Here is a 24,249-nt window from a genome sequence, read left to right as displayed (position 1 = left end):
TTATTGTTTTAAAAATTTACCGGTGCCAATCAACTGCTTGGTTTTGTTATCGGTAACCCTTATGATATATGTCCCGGGTACCAAACCGGTTACGTTGTTTTTCCAGTAAAGCTGTGTGATGTTTACTGCCTTCAGTATCACGCCACTGCTGTTAGTTAACTGAATATTATAGTTTGCTGAAGCGTTGGTTTGCCCTATGGTTAGGTTTAATGTTTCCGTTACAGGGTTTGGATATATCGTAAGCAGGCTATTGCTTATGTTATTTTTTGTATTGGCATACATTAATGGCAGCTCTTTTGACAGGCTGATATCATTGTTTAAATCAGTTAACTGAACACGGTAATTATTTAAGCCTTTTGCCGGGTTAGGGTCGGTATAAAAGTAAGTTCCCAAACCGTTCGATTTTATCACATCCAGGTTTTCCCAGGTTTTGCCGTTATCGGTGCTTCTCTGCAGTGTAAATGTGGTGTAGTTGGCCTCATTTTCAACAATCCAGGTTGTTTTAGCGCCGCCGGTTGCTTTTACTGCATTAAAATCAAGCAGCCGCAGGCCCAATTTAGGTGATTGGCGCAATATCAGCTGAAAACGTTTTTTACCAAAAGTAGCCGGGGTACTTTTATCAATATTGTAGCTGTAAATGTTGTTGTGTTTAAGATCCAGCGAATCTTTAGTAAAGTTATCCTTAAGCCATATTTCATAAATGGCAGGTACGTTACTAAGCGCTCTTAGTTTTAATTGATATGGCCCGGATGAGGTAGCGTCAGACGTTAGGGGGATGATCTCCTGCTGTTTTTTAGGGAAAGGCCGGTGATGGATAACGGTTTTAACGCTATCGCTTGACAGGGCCGACAAGGCTATCTGTGCACCATTGGTTCCGAGGTCTTCCGCGTCTTTACTATTTTCAAAAGCCGTACTGGCGTCGTTGTTAAACGCAATAACAATATCATCGGTATTAATGGAATCCTTTATCATTTGCAGCCTTAATATCGGTTCGGCCAATGATGATGCATTTTGTTGTGATGCTGCTGATTGTGCTTCGGCAGCCTTCAATATGTCCATGTCGGCAGCTGTGGCAGCCAGTTTCTGTAACCCCTTATCAGCAGGGGCACTTAATAAGGCTATCAGATTTGATGCCGTTGGTTGCGTTGTTGACTTCGCCGATTCCCTGAAAGTTAATGATTGCGAAGCTGAGGTAGCCTGTATAAAAAACGCCTGCCCGCTGGCTATCATATTACTTGCATAGCCATCGCTCGAAATACCGGGGTTAATATTGGTAGTCGTATCTGCCGTAGATATAGCAGTGGCCTTTTGCATGTAGCTGGCATACTGCTTTGTTTTTGGATTGTAAACCCATATTTTGCCCGGAGCAGATAGGGTTGCAGCCGAAGATACCTCTGAGGGGAAACCGGCCCCGTAAATTGATGATGTGGCGGAAACGGTTGTTGTTGTGCCCCTGCGGTTAAATTTTTCCCAATTGATGGTGGCCGCGTAAGGATTTCCAACCAGGTTATATCCGTTAACCAGGCTGCCTGTAGTATTGCTGAACAAGAGGCTGGTTGTGCCGCTGTACCAGTTGGTTACTGTAATGTTACCTGTATTTAATGTACCTGTTGCTGTTAAAGTGGTGTTGGTGGGCACATAGCTTGCGGTTGTTGAAGTTGCAAGATCGGCGGCCGTCCTGTCTCCCCTGAAAAAGAAAAGGAAACCGTTGCCGACAGGTATGGTATGTGAGCCGTCGGTATCAAAAATATAAGTTGGCGGGGAGTTGATATTGTTGATGCCCCTGAAATTACCGGCTGTAAAAGACACTTGCGACGAGGCTATGTTTTCCCTGAAGCAGTAAATTGTGGGATTGCCCGATTTATCAAAGCCGCCCGTTGTGCCTGTAGTACCGGTTATCCATGATGAGTTTTTAAGGTAATTTACACTGATTACCTTGGCTGCTGAACCTGTATTAACAGGAGATGAAAGTAACCTGTACCCCCGGTTATATGAATTGCCACCACTTATAAAACGCTGTACGTTTACATTGCCTGTAATTGCTGTTCCGGAAGGGATAGCATCTACAGTGGCCGAACCTGTTGCATCGGAGTTTAATGTTAACACACCGCCGGCGGCAAGGGTAGCTGTACCCCCCATACTAAGTATACCCGAAGATGATACCGCGAATTTACCCGTGCCCGACATGGTTTTTATACCGCTGCCATTAACAGTAACATTATTGAATTTTGTGCCGTTGGTGCTGTTGTCTGTAAGAGATTGAGCGCCAGCTTTGCTAAAAAATACTGTTCCGGTGCCTGCCGTAAATGTACCTGTATTGGTGTAATCGCCATTGAAAGTTAGTGTGCCCGAGCCGGCTGTAATAACAGCGCTGTTAGTAGCGTTACCAGTAATGCTAATATTGCCCGAACCCTGGGTTACGTTTGCTGAATTGGTCCAGGTTCCTGTAACGGCTATAACGGGGTTGTTCGTGTTAAGGTCTATTGCACCACCGCTTGTGATCCAGTTTCCGCTTACGGTTAGCGCGCCTCCGTCGACAGTTTTGGCAGCGGCGCCCGATAAGGTAAGGTTATCATAGTTGGATGGGTTTGTACCTATAAAGCTGTCATTAGTAGCGTATACTGTTTGCGTGCCGGAGGTAGCTGCGTAGTTAACGAGTCCGGTGCCGGTGCCGCCGGTGGTGAAATCGATAGTGCCACCTGTAGCAGCACTTATTGGGGTATTACCTGTTAAAGTTAATGTGGAGGCGCCGGTACCGGTATCCATATCAACTAATGCGGCGTTGGTTACAGTTACTATACCATCATTCCTGTTTACATAGTTTGAATTGGTGGTGGCTATGTTGCTTGCAGTTAATGATCCGGAATTTAGATGAAATGCCGCATTATTTACCGAATAGTTTTGCAGGAACCCCAAGGCGTAATAGCCAATTGCCGACGAGGTAGTATTTAACGATAACGAATTGGTGATATTAAATACAGGGACTGTGGTATTGATGGTAGTGGTATTTGATGTTGGCGAGGTAAATATGTTTGGCGCCGGTGGTGTTGTATTATCGCCCACTATAAATGAGTTGCAGCTTAATGTTGCATTCCCTGTACCTGTAATGGTTGTTGTTACGTCACCGCTGATGCTGTTGTGGTTTTGTGTGATGGCGCCGTTTACTGTAAGCGAATAGGTGTTATTGATGGTTAAGGTAATTGACGGAGACCCGAATAGGGTGCTGGTTAAAGGGCCAAATTCCATGGATGCTATACTGGGTACACTACTTTGAACAATAGGTTGGTTTTTAAATGAAACAACACCTATGCGTGCCACATTGGTAGAAGTTGGCACCGTTGCGGAGCTCCAGTTACCGGTATTGTTCCAGTTATTGTCTGAAGCGCCTGTCCAGTCAATTGCATTTGCAAAAGTTATGATATTACCATTTGACGAGGGCCCCGTATAAGTAATGGCCGAGCTGTTTCCATTCCCCGTAAGGGTGTTAATGCTGGTGACGGTAATAGTACCTGTAGGGCTGCCACCATAATTTAGCTGGCTTTTTACCGTACCTGTATAAAAATAATAGCCGGGGACAGAGTAGGATCCATCTGTATTGCCCGAGCTTGAGATAAGGTCGCCCACACTATAATCTTGTATAGCATTACCGGTGTAAGTTACTGAACTTATCAATGCATCAGACGAGGTAGAATAATACGAATCATCTGATCGGTATAAGCTCCCTGAACTATTGAAATAGGCCTCGAACCCTGCACCGGATGTGTTCATTACCAGTTGGTTAATAACAAAGTTGCCCCTTGATATTATTTTGAGGCCATAGAGGATTACACTTTCGCTTTCATAATAAGCAGGTTGCGTTACGTTATTAGCCGTTCCGTTTGCCCCTGTGGTGGTAAATTGAAGCACACGGGTATACATATCAAAATTATCCCATTGGAAGCGACCGGCAGTAGTACATGTTGATTCGAGATAGGAATAATAGTATGTGCTGTAGCTGCCGCCTGTTGTGCTTGTACTTGAAGCAACAAGCGTTTTAGCCGTAGTCATGCCTGCCACAAAAACATCTTTAAAAATTGCCCAGCGGCCATCTTTCAAACGTTGCACTTTGATCATGTACGTTTGCTGATCATTGGCCATTGTAGCGTTAAGGAGCTCGTTATAATGGCCTGAAAAAGTGCCATTGTCATACCTGTACCGCAAGCTGAGTGTAGTACCCGTATGGGTTATGTAAATACCCTGCATATTATTGGTGGTATAGCCATTGGCAATAAGCCAATAACGCCAGGTATTGTTACCAACAGCCATCACGTCGGGATCAGAGGGGCCTGTACTGCTGTTGTTTTTATAAATGAAGTTCCACTCAAAATCATTGGCGGTAAGATCTACGCTCCCTGATGTGCCGCTTCCGACAAAATCCCACCTGATAGCGCCAATAGCGTTGGTTGCAGGTACCGCGGATCTCAGGCTTACCGAGCCGTTTAAAGGACTTGTAGTTGATGCATCTATGGTAACCGATGAACTTGTGCGGGTGGCATTACCAACCCCGGTTGCTCCTAATGATGTTGTAGTACCGGCAGAGGAAGTTTCAAAGTTATTGTAATAGTAGGTAAGGTTATCGCTGGTTTCCTGGGCCGCAACTGCGCTGATCAGGCATAGCAGATATCCGGTAAATAAAACGCAGCGTAATTGTGTTTTCAAATTAATAGGGTTTCGGGCAAATAATGTCAATAATGATGCTGATTCAATAAAAACGGGATTAAAGTACAAATTTCAACTCAAATATGGGTTTGCGTTGCCAATGGCATCAGTCGTGATGTCTTTTATTGAAAAAATGGAAAATTTGGAGAAATTAATTATTGATTATTGTTTACACACTTTGGGGAATATTTTCTACTATGCTTTTAATCAATAAGCAGTCTGTTAACTTACAGTAAGGGCTAATTAATCACTGCGCAACGATAAATATTTCAAAATATTCCTGTTAGGAGTGAGGATTTTTGTTTCCGGTAAAAAACTGTTCAGGTTTGATTTGGGGGGTATGTGTCTTTAACAATCATCACCATTAACAATTAGTCAACTGAAGTTAATGTGACGATGACTATACGCTACATGGGGTGTTTCAGAGCGGCGTCGGATAAGTGTTCAATTTTAAAAAAAACGGGTGTTCAACTTTTTGTAGTACGGAATTGTAATGTTCTGATTATCAATGCATATTTGTTCAATCTGTATTTTATATAAAATGTAAGTGGTTGATAATCAGTGTTTGTTTGTTTTGAAAAATACACCAGGTGTTCCACATTAAAAAATTGAACACCTGGCGTTATATGCTTTATTTAATCTTTTGGCTGTTATTGCCGCGGTTAAGATCAGGCAGGGCGTTGTCGGGATCAATGGTCACCGATTCAGCTTCCTGTGTAGTAGGCAGTGTATAGGTGATTTGCCCGGATTGCAGCCAGGTTTCAACCGGCAGGTAAAAGCGTTTCTTATTGCCGTCTTTAAATTTTACCTCAACAGTAAACGGCATGGGCAACTGCTCTTTGTTTACTGCTTTGATGGTGATACCTTTGGATGCATCTTTACCTGCATATTTCGCGTCGATAAGCGCTATATCAACCAGCCAGTTATTATAAAACCAGCCCTTCCAAAACCAGGAAAGGTCTTCGCCGGCTCCATTCTCCATCGAACGGAAAAAATCATCAGGCTGTGGGTGTTTGTAAGCCCACTGGTTAATGTAGTTTTTAAAGGCATAGTCAAACCTGTCTTTCCCTAAAATTTGCTCGCGGAGCAATACCAAGCCAAAGGCCGGCTTATAGTAGGTAAGCGGATGGCGGTATTTTTCGGGGATGGCATCAGGAGCCGTCATAATACTTGGCGATTGCGGATCAAGCAATGATGGGATAATTTCATCGGCAGGGTTGCCACCGCCGGGAGCATACTCACTATCACGTTTGGGGGCATATTCGCCTTTATTAAAGGCGTCGGAAGCATATATATCGATAAAGGTGTTAAGGCCTTCATCCATCCAGGCATAACGGCGCTCGTTTGATCCTACAATCATCGGGAACCAGTTATGACCTATCTCATGCGCGGTTACCCAGTAAAGTACACTGCCTTTATCGGTAATGCCATCAAACACAATACCCGGGTATTCCATACCGCCGGCAATACCGGCCTCATTAATGGCTACCGGGTAAGGGTATACAAACCATTTTTCAGAAAAATACTCAATTGATTTTTTGAGATATTCGGTAGCCCGGCCCCAGGCATCGTTGCCATAGCTTTCGGCAGGGTAAACGCTCATTGCCAATGATTTTTTACCACCGGGCAGGTTCACCCTCGCTGCATCCCATATGTAAGCTTTTGATGCACCAAAGGCAACGTCACGGGTATTGAGCATTTTGAAATGCCAGGTGAGGGTGCCCTTGTTAACCGGGCGACTGGCCGGATCATTAACTTCGGCCAAATCACGGACCATGATGGTTTTATCACTGTTGCGGGCTTGATCTAAGCGGGCTATTTGTTTAGCGGTCAAAACCTCCTTTGGGTTAAGTAATTCGCCTGAGCCTGCTACGATCATATCCCATGGTACGGTTACCTGGTAATCGATATCGCCGTAATCTAAATAAAACTCACCACTGCCCAAAAATGGCAGGGTGTCCCAGCCGTGGCTGTCGTCATAAACACACATCCGGGGAAACCACTGCGCAATTTCGTAGATCTTGCCATTTTTGGTATCGCAATAATCAGTACGGCCTCCAAAGGCACCGGGAATGGTATAATGATAATTGATGCGCAACTTTATTGCACCTTTTTGCAGCGGATGTGCAAGGCGCACCTGCATCCTGGCATCAGTAATTACATAAGATACAGGTTTAACCACATCACCATTATCAACCGATACGGATTCTATCTGATAGCCGCTGGTATGCTGGTCGGCGCTGGGCGCATGGTCTGTGAAAAAGTTAGAGCGGGCATCCTGTTTATAAGTATTTTGATCAAGCTGCAGCCAAAGGTAAGGCAATGCATCCGGGCTGTTATTGGTATAGTTGATCACCACAGTACCGCTGATTGTTTTCTTTACGGTATCCAGGGTAACTTTCAGGTTATAATCGGTCCTGTTTTGCCAGTACCTTGGTCCGGGTGCGCCATTAGCCGAATGGAAATCGTTACCTTTTTCGGTATAAAACATAGGCGAGAAAGCCTCCGCCGGGTTATAGTTTGACGACGTATCGTTTGGATTGAGTTTCCTTTTTTGCGCCGACGCGCCAAGTGCTAAAACCGACAGTAAACCAATGCCGATAAATTTTAATTTCATGGTGTGCATTTAAGCACCCAATATACAAAGGATGGCCGGAAAACAGTTTGTTAAAAAAGTTTTAAATAATTATGGAATTTTATGCCGGGTAGCATCATTATAATAAACTACTTAATCACCCGGATGAATTAATATATTTATCAATTAAAACGTTGGTATAATGTCTATTCAACAAATCAGCATACCTAAACCCTGCCACGAGCAATGGTCACAGATGGTACCCGCTAACAGCGGTCGTTATTGTTATCACTGCTGCAAAACGGTTATCGATTTTACGGTAATGAGCAATGACGAGATCATTAAACTTCTTGCGGCAAAGGATAATGTTTGCGGCAGATTTGGCCAAATGCAGCTGATTGAAATTAATGCGGGTATTGGTGCAAATAAAAAGCGATCCTTATCATGGATTGGTATCCTGACAGCAGCAATAATAAGCTTAACCCAGCTTGAAAAAGCTGAAGCCAAAACCAGGCACAGCATTGAACAGGGAGAGTTTCAACGTAAAAGCAATTTGCTCATACCTGTCCCTACCGGTGTTCAAATATTAGTAAAAGGCCTTGTAACCGAAAAAGGGACTAATGTTCCGATTCCCGGCGCTACAGTCCGTTGTAAAAACGGTGAAAGTGCAAGCACTGATGTTGATGGCGAATTTAAGTTTTTGGAACTTTCGGAGACAGATACCCTTGTTGTTGGCTTTATCGGTTTTAAGACACAGGAAATAAGGCTTGTCGACATAGCTGACAGGTCGCAAATAAAAATAGAATTAGAGCCGGAACCGCTAACTGAACAATTTGTTGTGGTAGGAGGTGTATTTGTGCGCCATTCTTTTATTCATCGCCTGTGGCATAAAATAAAAAACATATTTTAGGGCTTTATTTTAAAAACTAAACTTGCACTTTCCTGTAAATATACCTTTAGGCCGGTCATCCATTCCGGTACATTTTGTTTGCGAAACATTGTCGTACTTTTTAGGTTACCGGTATTACGCTTGGTTACGGAAACATACTGCTGATAAGATCAGTACCGATCATCGACTTATCATCTTTATAGGTGCGGCGGCAGGCGCATTTATTGGTTCGCACCTGGTTGGGATCTTTGAAAATCCGCCTTTGCTGTTTTCGCATTTCAATATCATTTACGTAATGGGTAATAAAACTATAGTAGGCGGCATGCTTGGCGGGTTGATTGGTGTTGAGCTTACCAAGAAGCAATTGGGGGTAACGGTTTCATCCGGCGATCTGATGGTTTATCCGCTGATCCTGGCTATGGTTATTGGCCGTACCGGGTGCTTTTTGGCCGGGCTGGAAGATGGGACTTATGGCATAGCCTCTAACCTGCCCTGGGCTATTGATTTTGGTGATGGCATCCGCCGACATCCTACTAATTTATATGAAATTGTATTTTGGCTGATACTTTGGGCCGCGCTCAAAGTCATCGAGCAAAATCACCGTTTTGCCGATGGCGCGCGATTTAAAGTATTCATGGCAAGTTACCTTGTTTTTAGGTTACTGGTTGAATTTATTAAGCCCGATTATTTTTTCAGTTTTGGTTTGTCGGTAATTCAGTTGGTTTCTATCGCCGGTATTTTGTATTATTATAAAGTATTTTTATATCCTAAAAAGCTATTTGTAAACCATGCCTGAACGCCCGTATATATACTATGATTTTACGTTAAGCATCTGCTCTACCTGCTTACGCCGGGTTGATGCCAAGATTGTTTTTGAGGATAATAAGGTTTACATGCTTAAAAACTGCCGCCGGCATGGTTTTGAAAAGGTGCTGATTGCCACAGATGTGGAATATTATAAAAACTGCCGCAACTATGCCAAGCGGAGTGAGATGCCGCTTAAGTTCAATGCCAAAACGCATTATGGCTGCCCTTATGATTGCGGCCTGTGCCAGGATCATGAGCAGCACTCATGCCTTACCGTTGTTGAAGTAACCGACCGATGTAATTTAAGCTGCCCTACCTGCTACGCCATGTCATCACCCACATATGGCAGGCACCGCACTTTGGCCGAGATTGAACAGATGCTGGATGTTGTAGTGGCGAATGAAGGTCAGCCTGACGTGGTGCAGATTAGCGGAGGAGAGCCAACGGTGCACCCGCAGTTCTTCGAGATCCTGGATATCGCCAAAACAAAGCCCATTAAACATTTAATGGTGAATACTAATGGTATCCGCATAGCTAAGGACGAAAATTTTGTAAAGCGGCTGGCCACTTACATGCCTGATTTTGAGATCTACCTGCAATTTGATTCTTTCAAAAAAGAAGCGCTGGTGCAATTGAGAGGAGAAGATCTGCGTGAGGTAAGGCAAAAGGCCATTGAAAACCTTAACAAATATAACCTGTCAACAACACTGGTGGTTACTTTGCAAAAAGGTTTAAATACCGATGAGTTGGGGACAATTATTGAATATGCCTTACAGCAACCCTGCGTTCGTGGGGTAACCTTTCAGCCAACACAGCAGGCCGGCAGGTTAGAGAATTTTAATGAACAGACTGGTCGTTATACCTTAACCGAAGTACGCAACGCCATATTGGAGCAAACCAAAATATTCAATAAAAACGACCTGATCCCGGTACCTTGTAACCCGGATGCCCTGGTGATGGGTTATGCCCTTAAGCTTGGAGGCGAAGTGATCCCGCTGACCCGGATGATAAACCCGGATGACCTGTTGGATAACTCAAAAAATACCATTGTTTATGAAAATGATGAGCGTTTGAAAGGTCACCTGCTTAATATGTTTAGCACCGGTAATTCGGTTGATAAAGCTAAAGAACACCTGCACTCATTGTTGTGCTGCCTGCCTGAAATTGATGCGCCGAGTTTAAGCTATGACAACCTGTTCAGGGTGATTATAATGCAGTTTATAGATGCGCAAAACTTTGACGTTCGCGCTATCAAAAAATCATGTGTACACATCGTAAATAAAGACATGCAGATCATCCCTTTTGAAACCATGAACATTTTTTACAGGGATGATAAGCGGGAATATCTTGAACAATTAAGAGGAGAAATTTTGGTATGATCGAAGGCGAAAATAATAATATACAATCTCAAGCGAATAGTAAGGTTCCCGGTAATAATGAGGGAAAGAAGCCATCTGCAATGAAAATAGTTGGGTATAACCTGCTGGTATTCGCTGTTTACACCGTTATTTGTGCAGTTACGAGTAAAGATGGCGGGTTTGTTTTTGATATGTTTTTTATAGGTATACAGTTTTTTGCTTGTATCATATTTGCCATCATCAATAGAAGTTGGGTGTGGATATTAAGCGCGCTAATGGTTTTAATCATCGGGTTTTCGACCTGTGTAGGCATGTTGAGCATCAGCGGACTTTAATTGCCAGCTCTCAACATCTCCGCCAAAACCCCTTCTTTTAATGAATTAGTACACATGCTCACCTTATGAAGATCCAGCGCATGCATAATGAAGCGGGTAATCAACGAAGCAGCTACGATCATATCAACCCGAACCGGAATAATGCCCGGATTTCCCAGTCTTTCTTTATGGCTTGAAAGGATAAGCTTATTGGTGATGGTTAGCAATTCTTCTTCATCAAAATCATAGTGTTGAATGCTCTTGAGGTCAAATGGTTTTGCTTTTTCGGTTCCTATGAGCCCTGCAAAAGTTTCAAACGAGCCTGATGAGCCAACAAGGGTATCTAATTCAATACCGGAGGTGGCAATGAACAGATCATTCAGCGTATCCTCCAGATACAAATTCATAGCCTCGATAGATGCGGGCGGAATAGGGTCCGTGTGGTGAAACTGGTCCATAAGGCGTGCGGCGCCAACTTCAAAGCTCTGTTTCCACAGGATTTTATCGGTGTTGCCCAAAATAAACTCCACACTGCCGCCTCCAATATCCATGATGAGCGAATTTTTAGCCGATAGGCATCCACTTAACTTTACGCCATTATAAATAAAAACGGCTTCCTGTTCTCCGTCGATAATTTCGATAGCGATGCGTGTTTGGGCCTCCACTTCTTTAATGAAATCTTTTCCGTTTGAGGCACTCCGCAAGGCCGAAGTAGCAATTGCCCTTACACTGGTGACATTGTTGGCAGCAATGAGTCCTTGAAAATGTTGCATGGTATTCACGCCGCGCTGAAAGGCATCAGGCAAAATATAACCCTTATTAATGCCCCCCTCGCCTAATTTAACGGCTTCTGTAATATGTACAATTTCACGGTAGTCATGGATATCGCCTTCGGCAATCAATAAATGGAAGGTGTTTGTACCCAAATCCATTACTGCAACGCGTTTACTCATACGGCTAAAATAAATAATCCCCGAAAATGTTTATCATTCCCGGGGAATTTTATTCAGTAAATCCGAAATCGAACATCCAATATCCGAAATCAAAAAACTATTCTTTATAAAAGAACCACTTAATCAGTTCTTTATAACTTGCTTTTTTGCCATACATCAATACGCCAACACGATAGATCCTTGCCGCGACATAGGTAGTAAATAAGAAGCCTACCACCATCATACACATAGATACGGCTACCTGCCAGGGTGCCGGATCAAAAGGAAGGCGTACCATCATGGCAACTGGGGCTGTAAAAGGAATTATAGACAACCAAACAGCCAGTGGGCTATCAGGAGCCCTAAAAAGTACTGATACCGATAAAATATAAGTGAACAGCAACGGCATGGTAATCGGAAACATGAATTGCTGGGTTTCTGTTTCACTATCTACTGCCGACCCTACTGCCGCAAACAGGGCTGCATATAACATGTACCCACTTAAAAAATAAAATATAAAACAGCCCAAAATATATCCAAATGGGATTGTTGATAAAGTAGCTATTATACCAGCCATTGGGCTTACCGGCGAATTGAAAGCATGCCCGGCTATTTTAGATGAAATTAGCGATAAGATTATCCAGGCACTGAACTGTGTTAAACCAACCAGTCCAACGCCGATAATTTTACCTAACATTAGTTGAAAGGGTTTAACGGATGATATTACTACCTCGATAATGCGGTTGGTTTTTTCCTCAATAACACCGCGCATAACCTGTCCTCCATAAATTAAAAGCGAGAGGTATATAAATATGGCACAGGCTATACTAACGCCTATATTGGCGCCGAGATTGGCATCTTTATCGCCTGCCTTCGTAATTTCGACCGCTGTTACTGAAAAATCTACTTTTTTTAGTGTATGAAGAACGGCAGTGTCAATATGATTTTTCTCCATAATATTAGCTGCCGTGATTTCATTCAATTGTTTTTGAATTTCATCGGTGATCTGTATAGCTGCCTTTTTCTTTGAAAAAACCTGTATAGCGCCAGATTTATGATAATTACCGGGTATATATAATGTTGATACAGTTTCATCGTCTTTAAATTTCGCTTTCGCTGTTTTTATATCTTCGTTTGTTACTGTAAATTTGATGTTTGGCGTATCATGAAATTTGTTTGCATATAATTTGGTATCATCAACAACATTTATTACATGCAATCCGGCAAGTTGCTCGCTGCTTTTTGCTATCCAGACAATAGCTCCACCCATAGCTAAAATCAACAAGGGCACTACAAATATCATAATGATGAATGATTTTTTGCGTACCCGTGTAAGGTACTCGCGTTGTATAATGAGTAATACTTTATTCATGGCCGGTGGAATTTAGGTTTACTTTTTCAATAAAAATTTCGTGCATACTCGGGATAACCTCCTGCAGCATATTTACCCGCGCTTTAGGAATTAAGTATTGAAGCACATCATTGGAATTATGCCCTTCCTTTAGTTTTATCTTGATATTGTGACTGTCGTCATCGGCAATAACCTCGCTCATTATTTCAAAGGGCTGGCTGCCATTAAATGCAATACGTTCGCCGGCATACTCAATAAGGTAGGTTTCGTTACGGTATGAGTTGCGGATATGTTTAACCTTGCCATCCAATATCTTGTGCGATTTATGGATGAGGGCAATGGCGTCGCAAAGCTCTTCTACTGATTCCATTCGGTGTGTTGAAAATAAAATAGTAGCGCCTTTTTTATTCAGTTCCAGTATTTCGTCTTTAATCAGCTCGGCATTTACGGGGTCAAACCCGCTGAAAGGCTCATCTAAAATGATCAGGTCGGGCTCATGCAGTACAGTTGCCACAAACTGCGCTTTTTGCTGCATGCCCTTTGAAAGCTCTTCTATTTTCTTTTTCCACCAGGTTTCCATCCCCAGTTTCTCAAACCAAAATTTAAGGCGTTTTTGTGCTTCGGCGCGGCTTAAGCCTTTTAACCGGGCCAGGTAGATCATCTGCTCACCGATCTCCATTTTTTTATAAAGGCCACGCTCTTCGGGCAGGTAACCGATCCGTTCGATATGCGATTGATTGAGTTTTTCGCCGTTAAAATAAATCTCGCCCGAATCGGGAGCAGTAATTTGATTAACTATACGGATAAGGGATGTTTTACCGGCACCGTTAGGGCCAAGCAGGCCAAAAATCTGCCCGCTTTCAACTTCCAAACTTACATTACTGAGTGCACGGTGACCGGCGTATTGTTTAACAATATTGCGGATGCTTAGCATTTATTACGGTTTATGTATCTGTTTTGCTTGTTAGATGGAGTTAACCAATAAAAGTTACAGCTCCGGTTTATCATATGGCTGGTTGGGGTGGTCCATTTCATAGAACGGTTTTTGCCATTGCCGGTTATCGATAACATTTAAGGCTGTTACTGCTATATAAATTCCAATAGCAGGAATTATCAGATATACAAGTCCGAGATATCGGATATAAAAAATATAACTGGAATTTCCGATGAATGTAAATACTAACGGTACAACTATGTAAAATACCTGGATAAATAGCTCGCCCAGGGCAAAAAGCCGTAATGGCAGCCTAAATTCTGTTGGGCGTAACAAAAAAGTCATGGTCACGAGGCATATTATTATCATGAAATTGATGGCACCGCTAACTTGGTAAAAGATGATTAATGATTGTACATTGACTTGAAAAATGCCGATAGCCGCACTAACTAAGCCCCATACCACACTATAGATCGTGTAAATGATAAATGCGTTCACTATAAAAGGTTTTTCATTGGTATATTTTAAAATACTTATCACAAATATCATCAGCCACGCAAAACAGATGACCGGAATAAATGAGAATAAATGCCTGACACTTTCCGGAATTGTAAATGAAATGGTTTGCATGGCCTGCATTAGCAATAATACCAAAGCACTTATTACTGATGTGGCAATGGTAAGGTAGGCAGTATCTCGAGTTGGTTTCATAAGCAGGGTAGGTTTATATTTAAAGTGAACTGCATAACAATTTAGCCTGACCGGTAATAAGGTATGGCTGTTTATTGAAATTAAAAAACGGTGTAATTGTTTTGGTACAAAATACGTTGTTTGTTTAATTATATAGCCTGCGGATTTATTTCAGTTGCTTCAAGCTAAACCTCAGCATTTCAATAGCTTCCTTTTGCCTCGAAATGATTACATACATATAGCCATTATAAATAATGGTATGCGGATAACCATATTGCCCGCCTTTCCACAAACCTTCCTTTTTAAGATGATAAAGCTCATTGGCTATGATATAGTTTTTGTCGAATGATTTGCCATCGGCAGAAAGGGATAACACCAGCGGGTTACGGTCATAATGGTGCAATGTATCAGGGATACCGACATAATAAAATCGCTTATCCGGCAACCGACCGAAATGAAATTTACTGTCATTATCTGAAAATGGAGCTTCCGCCGGGCGCGACCAATTGCTACCGTTATCCCTGCTTTCAGTTAGCCATAAATGGCCTTTCCAGCCTTTACCTGTTACCCTGAGCAGCATATGCAGAACATTGTCATCTGTTTGAAAAAAAGATCCTTCGCAAAGCGGAGGTAAACCAGATTTTGCGGCAGGCGCGTAAAACATGGCAGGGTTATCCTGCTTATAAAGGGAATCAGGGTAGAAACTGCTTAGCTTCCAACCAGAAAGTCCGTGGGGATCATCTGTATAAGGAAAAGTAAAATTACCGCTGATGATCAGCCTGCCGCTATTGGTAACCTCCGGACCGTGGTTTGGTACAACAGGCAAATGCATATCAAGCGGTTCGCTCCAATGCTCGCCGTCGGTGCTGGTTTTGGCCCACAAATGGGTGTTATTGCGATGCTTGTCATAGTCGCCGTAATAGGCTACTAAGGTCCCTTCATATTGATAAAGCCCGGCGGCGGTGAGCACCGTGAGGGTATCGTTGATTTTGCCCGGAGTGGCTAATGTTTTTAACGTCGACCAGTGTTTAAAATCTTTAGAAGTGGCGTAAACCACCCTTTGCCCCGGCGAGTCCTCATCGATCATTCCGTTGCTCCATATTGCCACAAAGCGGTCTTTAAAATGAATGATAGATGCATGATGGTTATAGAGCCATTCTTTATCCGGCGAGTAGATCATTGATCGTTCGATGGTTAGCTTTGGCACTCCGGCTTCGGTTTGGTAATTGTTGCGAATAGTCGAGGTTTGAGCATGGGTATTAAGAACGGATAAAAAAAAGCAGGTAACAAAAAGGAGCTGGAATTTTGCAGACATGATCCTAATTAACGCAAATTATCCGGTAAGTGAAAGTGGAGTTGAGGTGCCCGCGTTTGTTTATCCAGAAAATCATCGTTATTAATATGCGAAAATTTTATAACAAAATCGTGGCAATCCTTTTATCCCATAAATCAAGGTTCTTTTACTAAATTACAGGCTCTATCAACATACATCATTTATGAAGCTAGCCTTATTCCTTATACTTACGCTTTCTGCCGCCGTTAATGTATCTGCCCAACAGAAAAAAGCTTTAAAACCTGCTGATGTTTATCGGATCCCAACGGTAAGCGATCCCCAGTTATCGCCCGATGGCAAGTGGGTGGCTTATAGTGTTTCTGAAGTTGATACTGCAAAAGACCGCCGTGTATCACACCTGTGGATGCAGAGTTTTGATGGCAAAGAGTCTATCGAACTGACCCATGGTGAGGAGGCTGCCTCGTCGCCGCGCTGGAGCCCGGATGGTAAGTATTTATCATTCCTTTCCTCGCGCGATTCAAAAACAGGCTCACAGGTTTGGCTCATCGATCGCCGGGGTGGCGAAGGAGTAAAACTGACCAATATTAAAGGCGATTTGAGTGACTACGCCTGGAGCCCTGATGGCAAGCGTTTGGTAATGGTGATAGGCGACCCGGAAAATAAAGGCAAGGAAGAACCTAAAACCCCCAAGCCCATAGTTATTGACCGTTATCATTTTAAACAGGATATAGTTGGGTACCTTCAGCACCTGCATAACCACCTGTATTTAATTGATGTAACCACAAAAAAACTGGATACATTAACCAGGGGCGATAAAGATGAAAGTTCGCCGGTATGGTCGCCTGACAGCAAAACCATTGCATTTGTGAGTAACCGCAGTGCCGATCCCGATAAAAATCAAAATACCGATATTTTTACCATTGATGCCCGGCCAGGCGCCAGCATGTTGCAGCTAACCACCTGGAAGGGGAGGGACGGTAACCCGCAATGGAGCCCAGATGGCAGGTATATTTCCTACCTGCGCTCAACCAGTGATGCGGATTATATGATGTACGATCAAAATGTGGTTTGCATAATGGATGTTGTGGGGCAAAATAACAAACCGCTTACGCTGCAGCTTGATCGCCCCGCCGGGGCGCAAACCTGGGCCAAAGACAGTAAGAACATCGTATTTATAGTAACGGACGATCGTACCCGCTATTTGGCTAATATCAACATCAACACTGGCAAAATCACGCCGATTAACAAGGGTGATTATGTTTTCAACGATATAAACACCAACCTTTCGGGCAACTGGGTAGTACAAAAAACAGACCCGTATACCCCCGCCGAATTATTCGCTTTGGAAGATAGGAAGCTTCGCAGGTTAACTTTCCACCATCAGGCCTGGTTAAACACTGTACAACTGGCTTATGTCAAAGGTTTTGAATCAACCAGTGTTGATGGTACAAAAGTATCTGGTATCATTTTAACGCCCGACAGCGTTCCCAATAAAAAATATCCGTTGATCCTTTTTATTCATGGCGGCCCGGTAGGACAGGATGAATTTGGTTTTGATGCTACAAGGCAAACGCTGGCTGCTGCCGGTTATGCTGTAGCTGCTGTGAACTACAGGGGCAGTAATGGCCGCGGGCTGGATTATTGTAAAGCCATTTATGCCGATTGGGGCAATAAGGAAGTAAAAGATTTGCTTGGAGCGGTCGATCAACTCGAGAAATTAGGCATCGCCGATCCTGATAAGCTGGGCATAGGTGGCTGGAGTTATGGCGGCATCCTTACCGATTATACAATAGCCTCCGATACCCGCTTTAAAGCAGCAGCCAGCGGAGCGGGCAGTGCGCTGCAGCTTTCGGTTTATGGTAGCGACCAATATGTGTTACAGTACGAAAACGAAATAGGCGTACCGTGGAAAAATGTTGATAAATGGATCCAGATTTCGTACCCGTTTTTTCATGCTGATAAAATAAAAACCCCGGTATTGTTTATGTCGGGCCTGAAGGACTTTAATGTGCCGACCATTGGCAGTGAGCAGATGTATGAAGCATTACGCACACAAGGTATCCCAACCGAATTGATATTATATCCCAATCAGTTTCACGGCCTTACCAAACCAAGCTACCAGGTTGACAGGTTGCAGCGCTATGTGGAATGGTATGATAGGTATTTAAAAAAATAATATTTTTATGCCCTCGAAACGGTTTTTTATCGTATTTTATGAAATATGTCCTGTTGATTTTAGGCGGATTGGCTTCTTTACCGTTGATTGCTCAAACTGCGAAAAAGCCACTTAAACCTACCGATCTGTATAAACAGCCAACGCTGATGGCGCCGCAGCTTTCTCCGGATGGTAAATGGGTGGTTTACGAATTATCTGAGGTGGATACAGCTAAGGATAAGCGTGTGTCGCACTTGTGGATGCAGAGTTTTGACGGCAAGCAATCCATTCAGCTTACTTATGGTGATGAGCCGGCATCCACTCCTAAATGGACGCCTGATGGTAAGTTTATTTCTTATCTGTCCGAAAAGGATTCAAAGAACGGCGGGCAGGTTTGGCTGATGGACAGGCGCGGTGGCGAGGGGCACAAGCTGACCGATATTAAAGGTGAACTAGAAGAGTATGTTTGGTCGCCGGATAGCAAAAGGCTGGCATTGATCATTAAAGATCCCGAAAACAAAGGAAAGGAAGCTCCTAAAACCACGCCTCCTATAAAAATAGACCGTTACCATTTTAAGCAGGATATTGAAGGGTATCTGCAACACCGGCATTCGCATTTGTATTTGTATGATGTGGCCGCAAAAAAGCTGGATACCCTGACCAGCGGTAATATGGACGATAGTTCCCCGCAGTGGAGCCCAGACGGAAAAACGATTGCCTACGTAAGTAATCATACAGTCGATCCGGATCGGAATGAAAACACAGACATCTTTACGATAGAAGCTAAGGCCGGTGCTGAGCCTAAGCAGCTTACTACTTTTACCGGCCATGATATTAACCCCATTTGGGGTCCTGATGGTAAGCATATTGCCTATCTCCGCTCAACAAGTGATGCTGATTATTTCATTTATCAGCATGATGTATTGTACCTGATGGATGCCGACGGGAAAAATAATCGTCCGTTAACAGATCAGTTGGACAGGCCTGTTAGCAATATTGCCTGGAGCCGGGACAGCAAAGACCTGGAATACCTGGTACACAGCGACAGAGTCCGTTATATCAACAGGTATAACCTGCTTACCCGTAAATCGGTATTGGTGTATAAAGGGAACCAATGCAGTTTTGCTGATATAATGAGCCATTCGTTAGGTGTATGGATAGGGAAGATGACCACACCCTACATGCCGCATGAGCTGGTGGCGATTGAAAACGGAAAAATCCGCCGTTTAACTTTTCACCAGGAGAAATGGCTGAACGATGTTAAGCTGGCCTATGTGAAAGGTTTCCAGTCGTTCAGCGGCGATGGTACACTGGTTTCGGGGATACTTTATACGCCCGATAGCATAGTTACTAAGAAAATGCCCTTTATTCTTTATATTCATGGTGGCCCTACCGATCAGGACGAGTTTGAGTTTGATGAGATCAGGCAAACGCTGGCCTGCGCCGGTTATGCTGTAGCCGCTGTAAATTACCGTGGCAGTACCGGGCGCGGCATCGAATACACCAAAGCTATTTATGCCGATTGGGGCAATAAGGAAGTGAAAGACATACTGGGTGCTGTAGATGAACTGGTTAAACTTGGGATAGCTGATAAAGACCGCCTGGGAATTGGCGGCTGGAGTTACGGAGGCATCCTTACCGATTATACCATAGCTACAGATCCCCGATTTAAAGCAGCATCAAGCGGGGCGGGCAGTGCCTTACAGTTAGCCATTTATGGATCAGATCAATGGGTGATGCAATACGATAATGAATTGGGCCCGCCCTGGAAAAATGCTGATAAGTACATTAAGCTGTCGTACCCGTTTTTTCATGCCGATAAAATAAAAACGCCAACCCAGTTCATGTCGGGTTTAAAAGATTTTAACGTGCCGACCGGCGGGGGCGAACAAATGTATGAAGCGCTGAGATCGCAGGGTATACCAACGCAACTGGTGCTTTATCCTGGTCAATATCATGGAATCACCGTACCAAGCTACCAGGTTGACCGACTGAAGCGCTATATTGAATGGTTTGATAAATATTTGGCCCCCCAATCCCCTAAAGCGGGAGCTTTTTGATAGGCTAACTTAAAATTTGAAAAGGATCGAGCTGCTTAACCCGATCCTTTTTAAATTCTTCAATTCCTCAAATTCGGAGAAATTCGGGGTCAGACATTCTGATTTCAGACAACCAGCTTTCCCTCTACCGAATCATCAATAGTTTTGCCGATAGCAGCACCGGCTAGCCGTTTTACAAATGCAACGGCATTGCCATGTTTATTGTCCCAGTAATAGCCTTCAGTTGGTTCAACTTTAATAACGCTGATGCGCGGATCGTCGATACCTTCGGTAAACCACACTTTGAGTGTCGGTTCCCATAGTTCTTTGATCTTTTCTTTATCTTCGGTAATGGTGGCTATCCCATAAAGATTTAAAAAGTCAGAATATCCGGAACCCTGGAAAAGCAGATGAACAAAGGGGTCTTTAGCCAACTCCTCATTTTTATGGCTATCATTAGCGCTCAGAAACCAGAAATTGCCCTCATCGTCAATTTTCTGTGCCGACATTGGCCTCACTGAAGCGGGTACGCCTGTTTTAAGACTGCTCACAAAGAAGCAACTTTTTGCGCTTTCGGCAAGTTCTTTAATCTTGGCCAGGGCTTCAGGTCCATTCAAATCCTTCATATTATCCTCGGGCTGTTGTTGATTGATACTATCCATTGTTTCAAGTTTTTGTTGGTAAATGTTATAAGAGTAACCAATCAAAAACTCAATTGTGTGGATTTATTTAACTTAGTAGATAATTATTTAGTTAGAAGTTTTTATTAGAGGGGATAGTCTACCCAAACACCACCATCCTGTCCGGATATTTGGAAGCATAAGTTGCTACAATATTTTTGATATAGTCATTCCCCGGATAAGGTGTGAGATAGCTTTTGAGTTGCTGTATATTATTGGCATCAAAATAATGGGAGATATAGCCCATGCCATAAAACTGGCCTTTTTCCACCAAAATACAGCTGTGTTCATCACCGGTACGGCCCTCATCCCTGATAGCGTACGTTGGTAAAGCTTGCTTAAGCTGATCGATGGCATTGTTAACCTTTTCGTTATAACTGTCGGGAGGTTCAACACCTTCGCAGGCACAGGTACTTCCTGCTGCACTGACGCAGGGCTCATTGTTTTTTTGTATAAAACAAAGCTTAGGGCACAGGTCAAATGCTTCTATCAGTTTGTTGAGCAGGTTATAGCCATCAAGCAGGGAATTGCAGGTGTATATCGGGTCGCTGTATTTGCGGTATTTATCAACTGCCAGGCGAATATACCCGCGTTGATCTTCAAAAGCGTAAAGACAGAAAGCATTTTCAAAGCGTTTTAACGAGCGATTATATTTGGGCCATAAGCGTTTGATCTCAATAGCTTCCAACACAAAGGCGATGAGCTCGGTGCCGCAAACCTGATAGCTGATCTGGTATATATTGCGTAAAAATTCCTGGCGCTGAAAGCCGGGGTTGTTGCCTGTAAAGTGGCTGCTTACCCTTTTTTTAACGTTTTTGGCTTTACCTACATATATCACTTTGCCTTTTTGATCATGAAAGTAATATACGCCCGGTGTATATGGCAACTGGTCAATGTCTTTTTTGGATAGGTTGGGTGGCAGCACCTGATCTTTTGAACCTTGCTTAAGGGATTGTTTAATGTGATTATCGGTATCACTGTTCAGCAGCAGGGTAAACAGTTCGGCTGTAGCTTCGGCATCGCCCATAGCCCTGTGGCGGTTTTGATTATCGATACCCAGATGTTTGCATAGCCTGCCCAGACTGTATGAGGGTAATCCCGGCAATATCTTTCGGCCAAGCCTTACAGTGCAAAGCTTATTGGTTTGCAGATCGTACCCGGCAGCGGCGAGGTGATATCGAACAAAAGAAAAATCAAAATTTACATTGTGCGCTACAAAGATTTTACCGTGAATGAGGTGGTAAATATCAGCTGCCACATCCTCAAAAGGGGGGGCATCCTTTACCATCTCGTTGGTAATACCTGTTAAGGCGCTGATGTAAATAGGGATTTCACGCTGTGGATTAACAAGCGTTTCAAACCGCTTTACTACTTTTTTCCCATCATGTATGCATATCGCTATTTCGGTGATACCATTAGCGCTGGCATGCCCCCCAGTAGTTTCTATATCGACAATTGCATACATGATATTTCAAATGTAATATAAATTTGCTAATTATTTTAGTGTTGTTTAAAAAAGTCGGGAAGTCTGCAGTCTGCAAGTCGGAAAGTTTTTTGTTTAAGAGGGATTGCCCAGCTTATAAAAACAGAAATAAGGCAAAAGAAAAAGCCCCTGAGAAACTTTCCCAGGGGCTTAAATATCTTTCAGACTTTCCGACTTGCGGACTTCCGACTAAAGACTTAAGACTTCTTATTTTTATTAGCCTGTATCTGTTGTTGCTGGCGCATCATCTCCTCCATTTTGGCGCCAAAGCCTGATTTTTTCTTCTTAGTATCTTCAGGTTTCTTTTTGTTTTCCTGGATCTGGGCATGGATTTTTTTATCATCAACCATGAATTTGATCAGGTATTGCTGTAAAAAGGTGAACATGTTGGCCAAAAAGTAATAATAGTTCAAACCGGCAGGGTAGCTGTTCAGCGTGAAAAGGAAAATCAGCGGAGTAATGTAGCCAATGTATTTCATTTGCCCTGTAGCACCGGAGATCTGGTTGTTGAAATAAGTATAGATCAACGTTGAAATAGTCATCAGTAAACACATTAAGCTAATGTGGTTAACACCGCCAAGGAAAGCTATCGGAGCAAATTTAATAACCGAATCATAAGTTGAAAGGTCATGCATCCACAGGAAGCTTTCGCCCCTTAGCTCAAATAGGCTTGGGAAAAAGCGGAAGAACGCGATAACTATAGGCATCTGGATGAGCAATGGTAAACAGCCGCCCAATGGGTTAACACCTGCTTTTTTGTAAAGCTTAAGATACTCCTGTTGTAATAATGTAGGGTTATCCTCACCAACTTTAGCTTTGATCTCATCCATTTCGGGCTTCAGCACACGCATTTTGGCCATTGAAAGGTATGACTTGTAAGTAAGCGGTGATAACACCAGCTTAAGCAATACAGTCAATACCAGGATGATCAAACCATAGTTCCAGTTAAACTTGTTAAGAAAGTTAAATACCGGCAATACCGCGAAACGGTTGATGTATTTTAACGGTCCCCAGCCCAGGTTAACCAGTTTATCAAGGTCATGCCCCTGGTCTTTAAGCGTATTAAAACGGTTAGGTCCAAAGTAAAACTCCAACGGTAAAGAACCATCAGTGCCGCGGCTAAGCGACAGGTCGGCTTTCATTTGTTTTACATCGGTGGTATCGTTAAAATCAGTAGCAACAGCAATATCTGTTTTGGAAATGCCGCCCTTAGCTATCAGCACATTTGAAAAGAAGTGTTGTTTAAAAGCAACCCAGGCCATTTTTTTATCGCTGATAGTTTTTTGATCGTCTTTGCCTTCGCTTAGGTAATCAGCATCCCCATCGGTATTGTAATAGTACACCGTTGAATACTGACGCTCCATTTTGATGTCTTTTTCCTGTTTGCGCAGGCTGGTGGCCCAGTTAAGGTTAATGGTGCTGCTGTTGGCAATAACGCCGTCAAGGCCGGTAGGCTTAATGGTTAATCCAAGTTTAAAACCATCACCTTTTAAGCTGTATATATAATCAATATATTGGGTAGGGCTATAGCTTAAACGCATAGTAACCGAACCGGAATCTTTTTCGGCTATGTTAAGTTCTTTTGCACTTGGGGTAAAATAGTAATTGTTGGTATTGATATTGGCAACACCGGCGGCAAACTTCAATCCAAATTGGTTATTGTCGCCGCTGAAAAGCACCAGGGGCTTCTTATCAAAAGTTTTGTAGTTTTTTAACTCAACGGAAGCTACCTTGCCTCCATGGGTGCTTAATTTAATAAGCAACTCTTTATTACCAATGGTAACAAACTCTTCTTTACCAACAGATGCGGCGCCAAAAGGCATTTTTAACAAGGCCGAATCAACTTTGGCTGTTTTGGCGGTATCAAACTTAGCTGTGGTTTTAGCAGCAGCGGCAGCTACAGCGGCGCCGGCTTTTTTCAGCGAATCCTGGTGCTGTACCTCGCGCTCTTTTTTAAGGTCGGCTTCCGATGGCTTTAAAAAGTATATCGAGCCGGCAATGATCGCCATGATCAGGAATAATCCTGTAAACGTATTTTTATCCATTATCT

Annotated in this window: 16 protein-coding genes; 6 read left to right on the top strand and 10 right to left on the bottom strand. The window is 43.1% G+C overall.

The genetic code is table 11. The features are described 5' to 3' along the window. A complete protein-coding gene (locus ABID99_RS15305) occupies window positions 1–4,698 on the bottom strand; it encodes a T9SS type A sorting domain-containing protein (RefSeq protein WP_373614246.1) in 4,698 nt (1,565 codons plus the stop codon). Window positions 4,699–5,329: 631 nt separating this feature from the next. Beyond that, window positions 5,330–7,315, bottom strand: a complete 1,986-nt coding sequence (locus tag ABID99_RS15300; RefSeq protein ID WP_373614245.1) for a M1 family metallopeptidase — start codon at window positions 7,313–7,315, stop codon at window positions 5,330–5,332. Between the two features lie 160 nt (window positions 7,316–7,475). Between ABID99_RS15300 and ABID99_RS15295 the strand changes: the two genes are divergently transcribed. From ABID99_RS15295 to ABID99_RS15280, 4 genes are read left to right on the top strand one after another with little or no spacing between them, the layout of a single operon-like run. Beyond that, window positions 7,476–8,183, top strand: a complete 708-nt coding sequence (locus ABID99_RS15295; RefSeq protein WP_373614244.1) for a carboxypeptidase-like regulatory domain-containing protein — start codon at window positions 7,476–7,478, stop codon at window positions 8,181–8,183. A gap of 22 nt (window positions 8,184–8,205) precedes the next feature. Continuing rightward, entirely contained in the window at window positions 8,206–8,958 is a 753-nt protein-coding gene (locus ABID99_RS15290) for a prolipoprotein diacylglyceryl transferase (protein WP_373614243.1), read from the top strand. After that, the gene (locus tag ABID99_RS15285; protein ID WP_373614242.1) at window positions 8,951–10,348 is read left to right on the top strand and encodes a radical SAM protein; all 1,398 of its coding nucleotides are present in this window, start codon (window positions 8,951–8,953) and stop codon (window positions 10,346–10,348) included. The genes ABID99_RS15290 and ABID99_RS15285 overlap by 8 nt, the downstream gene beginning before the upstream one ends. Next, complete coding sequence (locus ABID99_RS15280) at window positions 10,345–10,662, top strand: hypothetical protein (protein WP_373614241.1); 318 nt, start codon at window positions 10,345–10,347, stop codon at window positions 10,660–10,662. The genes ABID99_RS15285 and ABID99_RS15280 overlap by 4 nt, the downstream gene beginning before the upstream one ends. Here ABID99_RS15280 and ABID99_RS15275 read toward each other — a convergent pair. The 5 genes from ABID99_RS15275 to ABID99_RS15255 form a co-directional block, all read right to left on the bottom strand. After that, window positions 10,659–11,594: an exopolyphosphatase gene (locus ABID99_RS15275; RefSeq protein ID WP_373614240.1), complete on the bottom strand. Its 936-nt coding sequence runs from the start codon at window positions 11,592–11,594 to the stop codon at window positions 10,659–10,661. The two genes, ABID99_RS15280 and ABID99_RS15275, sit on opposite strands and share 4 nt — an antisense overlap. A gap of 97 nt (window positions 11,595–11,691) precedes the next feature. Continuing rightward, on the bottom strand, window positions 11,692–12,945 hold the full coding sequence (locus ABID99_RS15270) for an ABC transporter permease (protein ID WP_188831573.1): 1,254 nt from the start codon (window positions 12,943–12,945) through the stop codon (window positions 11,692–11,694). Further along, the gene (locus tag ABID99_RS15265; RefSeq protein WP_188831574.1) at window positions 12,938–13,858 is read right to left on the bottom strand and encodes an ABC transporter ATP-binding protein; all 921 of its coding nucleotides are present in this window, start codon (window positions 13,856–13,858) and stop codon (window positions 12,938–12,940) included. The genes ABID99_RS15270 and ABID99_RS15265 overlap by 8 nt, the downstream gene beginning before the upstream one ends. Before the next feature lie 54 nt (window positions 13,859–13,912). Next, window positions 13,913–14,569, bottom strand: a complete 657-nt coding sequence (locus ABID99_RS15260) for a hypothetical protein (protein WP_188831575.1) — start codon at window positions 14,567–14,569, stop codon at window positions 13,913–13,915. A gap of 145 nt (window positions 14,570–14,714) precedes the next feature. Beyond that, complete coding sequence (locus ABID99_RS15255) at window positions 14,715–15,863, bottom strand: exo-alpha-sialidase (RefSeq protein WP_188831576.1); 1,149 nt, start codon at window positions 15,861–15,863, stop codon at window positions 14,715–14,717. Window positions 15,864–16,044: 181 nt separating this feature from the next. Here ABID99_RS15255 and ABID99_RS15250 point away from each other — a divergent pair, with 181 nt between their 5' ends. Next, window positions 16,045–18,018, top strand: a complete 1,974-nt coding sequence (locus tag ABID99_RS15250; RefSeq protein ID WP_188831577.1) for a S9 family peptidase — start codon at window positions 16,045–16,047, stop codon at window positions 18,016–18,018. A 38-nt stretch (window positions 18,019–18,056) separates the two neighbouring features. Continuing rightward, on the top strand, window positions 18,057–20,057 hold the full coding sequence (locus ABID99_RS15245; RefSeq protein WP_373614239.1) for a prolyl oligopeptidase family serine peptidase: 2,001 nt from the start codon (window positions 18,057–18,059) through the stop codon (window positions 20,055–20,057). Between the two features lie 104 nt (window positions 20,058–20,161). Here the strand turns inward: ABID99_RS15245 and ABID99_RS15240 are convergent, their stop codons facing one another. From ABID99_RS15240 to yidC, 3 genes are all read right to left on the bottom strand, one after another. After that, on the bottom strand, window positions 20,162–20,698 hold the full coding sequence (locus tag ABID99_RS15240; RefSeq protein WP_188831579.1) for a pyridoxamine 5'-phosphate oxidase family protein: 537 nt from the start codon (window positions 20,696–20,698) through the stop codon (window positions 20,162–20,164). Between the two features lie 118 nt (window positions 20,699–20,816). Then, window positions 20,817–22,181 (bottom strand): exonuclease domain-containing protein, encoded by a 1,365-nt coding sequence (locus tag ABID99_RS15235; protein WP_090524459.1) that lies wholly within the window; start codon window positions 22,179–22,181, stop codon window positions 20,817–20,819. A 215-nt stretch (window positions 22,182–22,396) separates the two neighbouring features. Further along, window positions 22,397–24,244, bottom strand: a complete 1,848-nt coding sequence (gene yidC / locus ABID99_RS15230; RefSeq protein WP_373614238.1) for a membrane protein insertase YidC — start codon at window positions 24,242–24,244, stop codon at window positions 22,397–22,399. Window positions 24,245–24,249: the final 5 nt, after the last annotated feature.

This window comes from Mucilaginibacter sp. OAE612 (assembly GCF_041806395.1).
GTDB lineage: Bacteria > Bacteroidota > Bacteroidia > Sphingobacteriales > Sphingobacteriaceae > Mucilaginibacter > Mucilaginibacter rubeus.
Note: the sequence above shows the minus strand (reverse complement) of the source record. Positions and strands in the feature narration are given on the sequence as shown.

Excerpts from the sequence above, each read along its gene's own strand:
- ABID99_RS15300 (WP_373614245.1), bottom strand. The coding sequence starts at position 7,315 with ATGAAATTAAAATTTATCGGCATTGGTTTACTGTCGGTTTTAGCACTT.
- ABID99_RS15295 (WP_373614244.1), top strand. The coding sequence starts at position 7,476 with ATGTCTATTCAACAAATCAGCATACCTAAACCCTGCCACGAGCAATGG.
- ABID99_RS15285 (WP_373614242.1), top strand. The coding sequence starts at position 8,951 with ATGCCTGAACGCCCGTATATATACTATGATTTTACGTTAAGCATCTGC.
- ABID99_RS15280 (WP_373614241.1), top strand. The coding sequence starts at position 10,345 with ATGATCGAAGGCGAAAATAATAATATACAATCTCAAGCGAATAGTAAG.
- ABID99_RS15275 (WP_373614240.1), bottom strand. The coding sequence starts at position 11,594 with ATGAGTAAACGCGTTGCAGTAATGGATTTGGGTACAAACACCTTCCAT.
- ABID99_RS15270 (WP_188831573.1), bottom strand. The coding sequence starts at position 12,945 with ATGAATAAAGTATTACTCATTATACAACGCGAGTACCTTACACGGGTA.
- ABID99_RS15265 (WP_188831574.1), bottom strand. The coding sequence starts at position 13,858 with ATGCTAAGCATCCGCAATATTGTTAAACAATACGCCGGTCACCGTGCA.
- ABID99_RS15260 (WP_188831575.1), bottom strand. The coding sequence starts at position 14,569 with ATGAAACCAACTCGAGATACTGCCTACCTTACCATTGCCACATCAGTA.
- ABID99_RS15255 (WP_188831576.1), bottom strand. The coding sequence starts at position 15,863 with ATGTCTGCAAAATTCCAGCTCCTTTTTGTTACCTGCTTTTTTTTATCC.
- ABID99_RS15250 (WP_188831577.1), top strand. The coding sequence starts at position 16,045 with ATGAAGCTAGCCTTATTCCTTATACTTACGCTTTCTGCCGCCGTTAAT.
- ABID99_RS15245 (WP_373614239.1), top strand. The coding sequence starts at position 18,057 with ATGAAATATGTCCTGTTGATTTTAGGCGGATTGGCTTCTTTACCGTTG.
- ABID99_RS15240 (WP_188831579.1), bottom strand. The coding sequence starts at position 20,698 with ATGGATAGTATCAATCAACAACAGCCCGAGGATAATATGAAGGATTTG.
- ABID99_RS15235 (WP_090524459.1), bottom strand. The coding sequence starts at position 22,181 with ATGTATGCAATTGTCGATATAGAAACTACTGGGGGGCATGCCAGCGCT.
- yidC (WP_373614238.1), bottom strand. The coding sequence starts at position 24,244 with ATGGATAAAAATACGTTTACAGGATTATTCCTGATCATGGCGATCATT.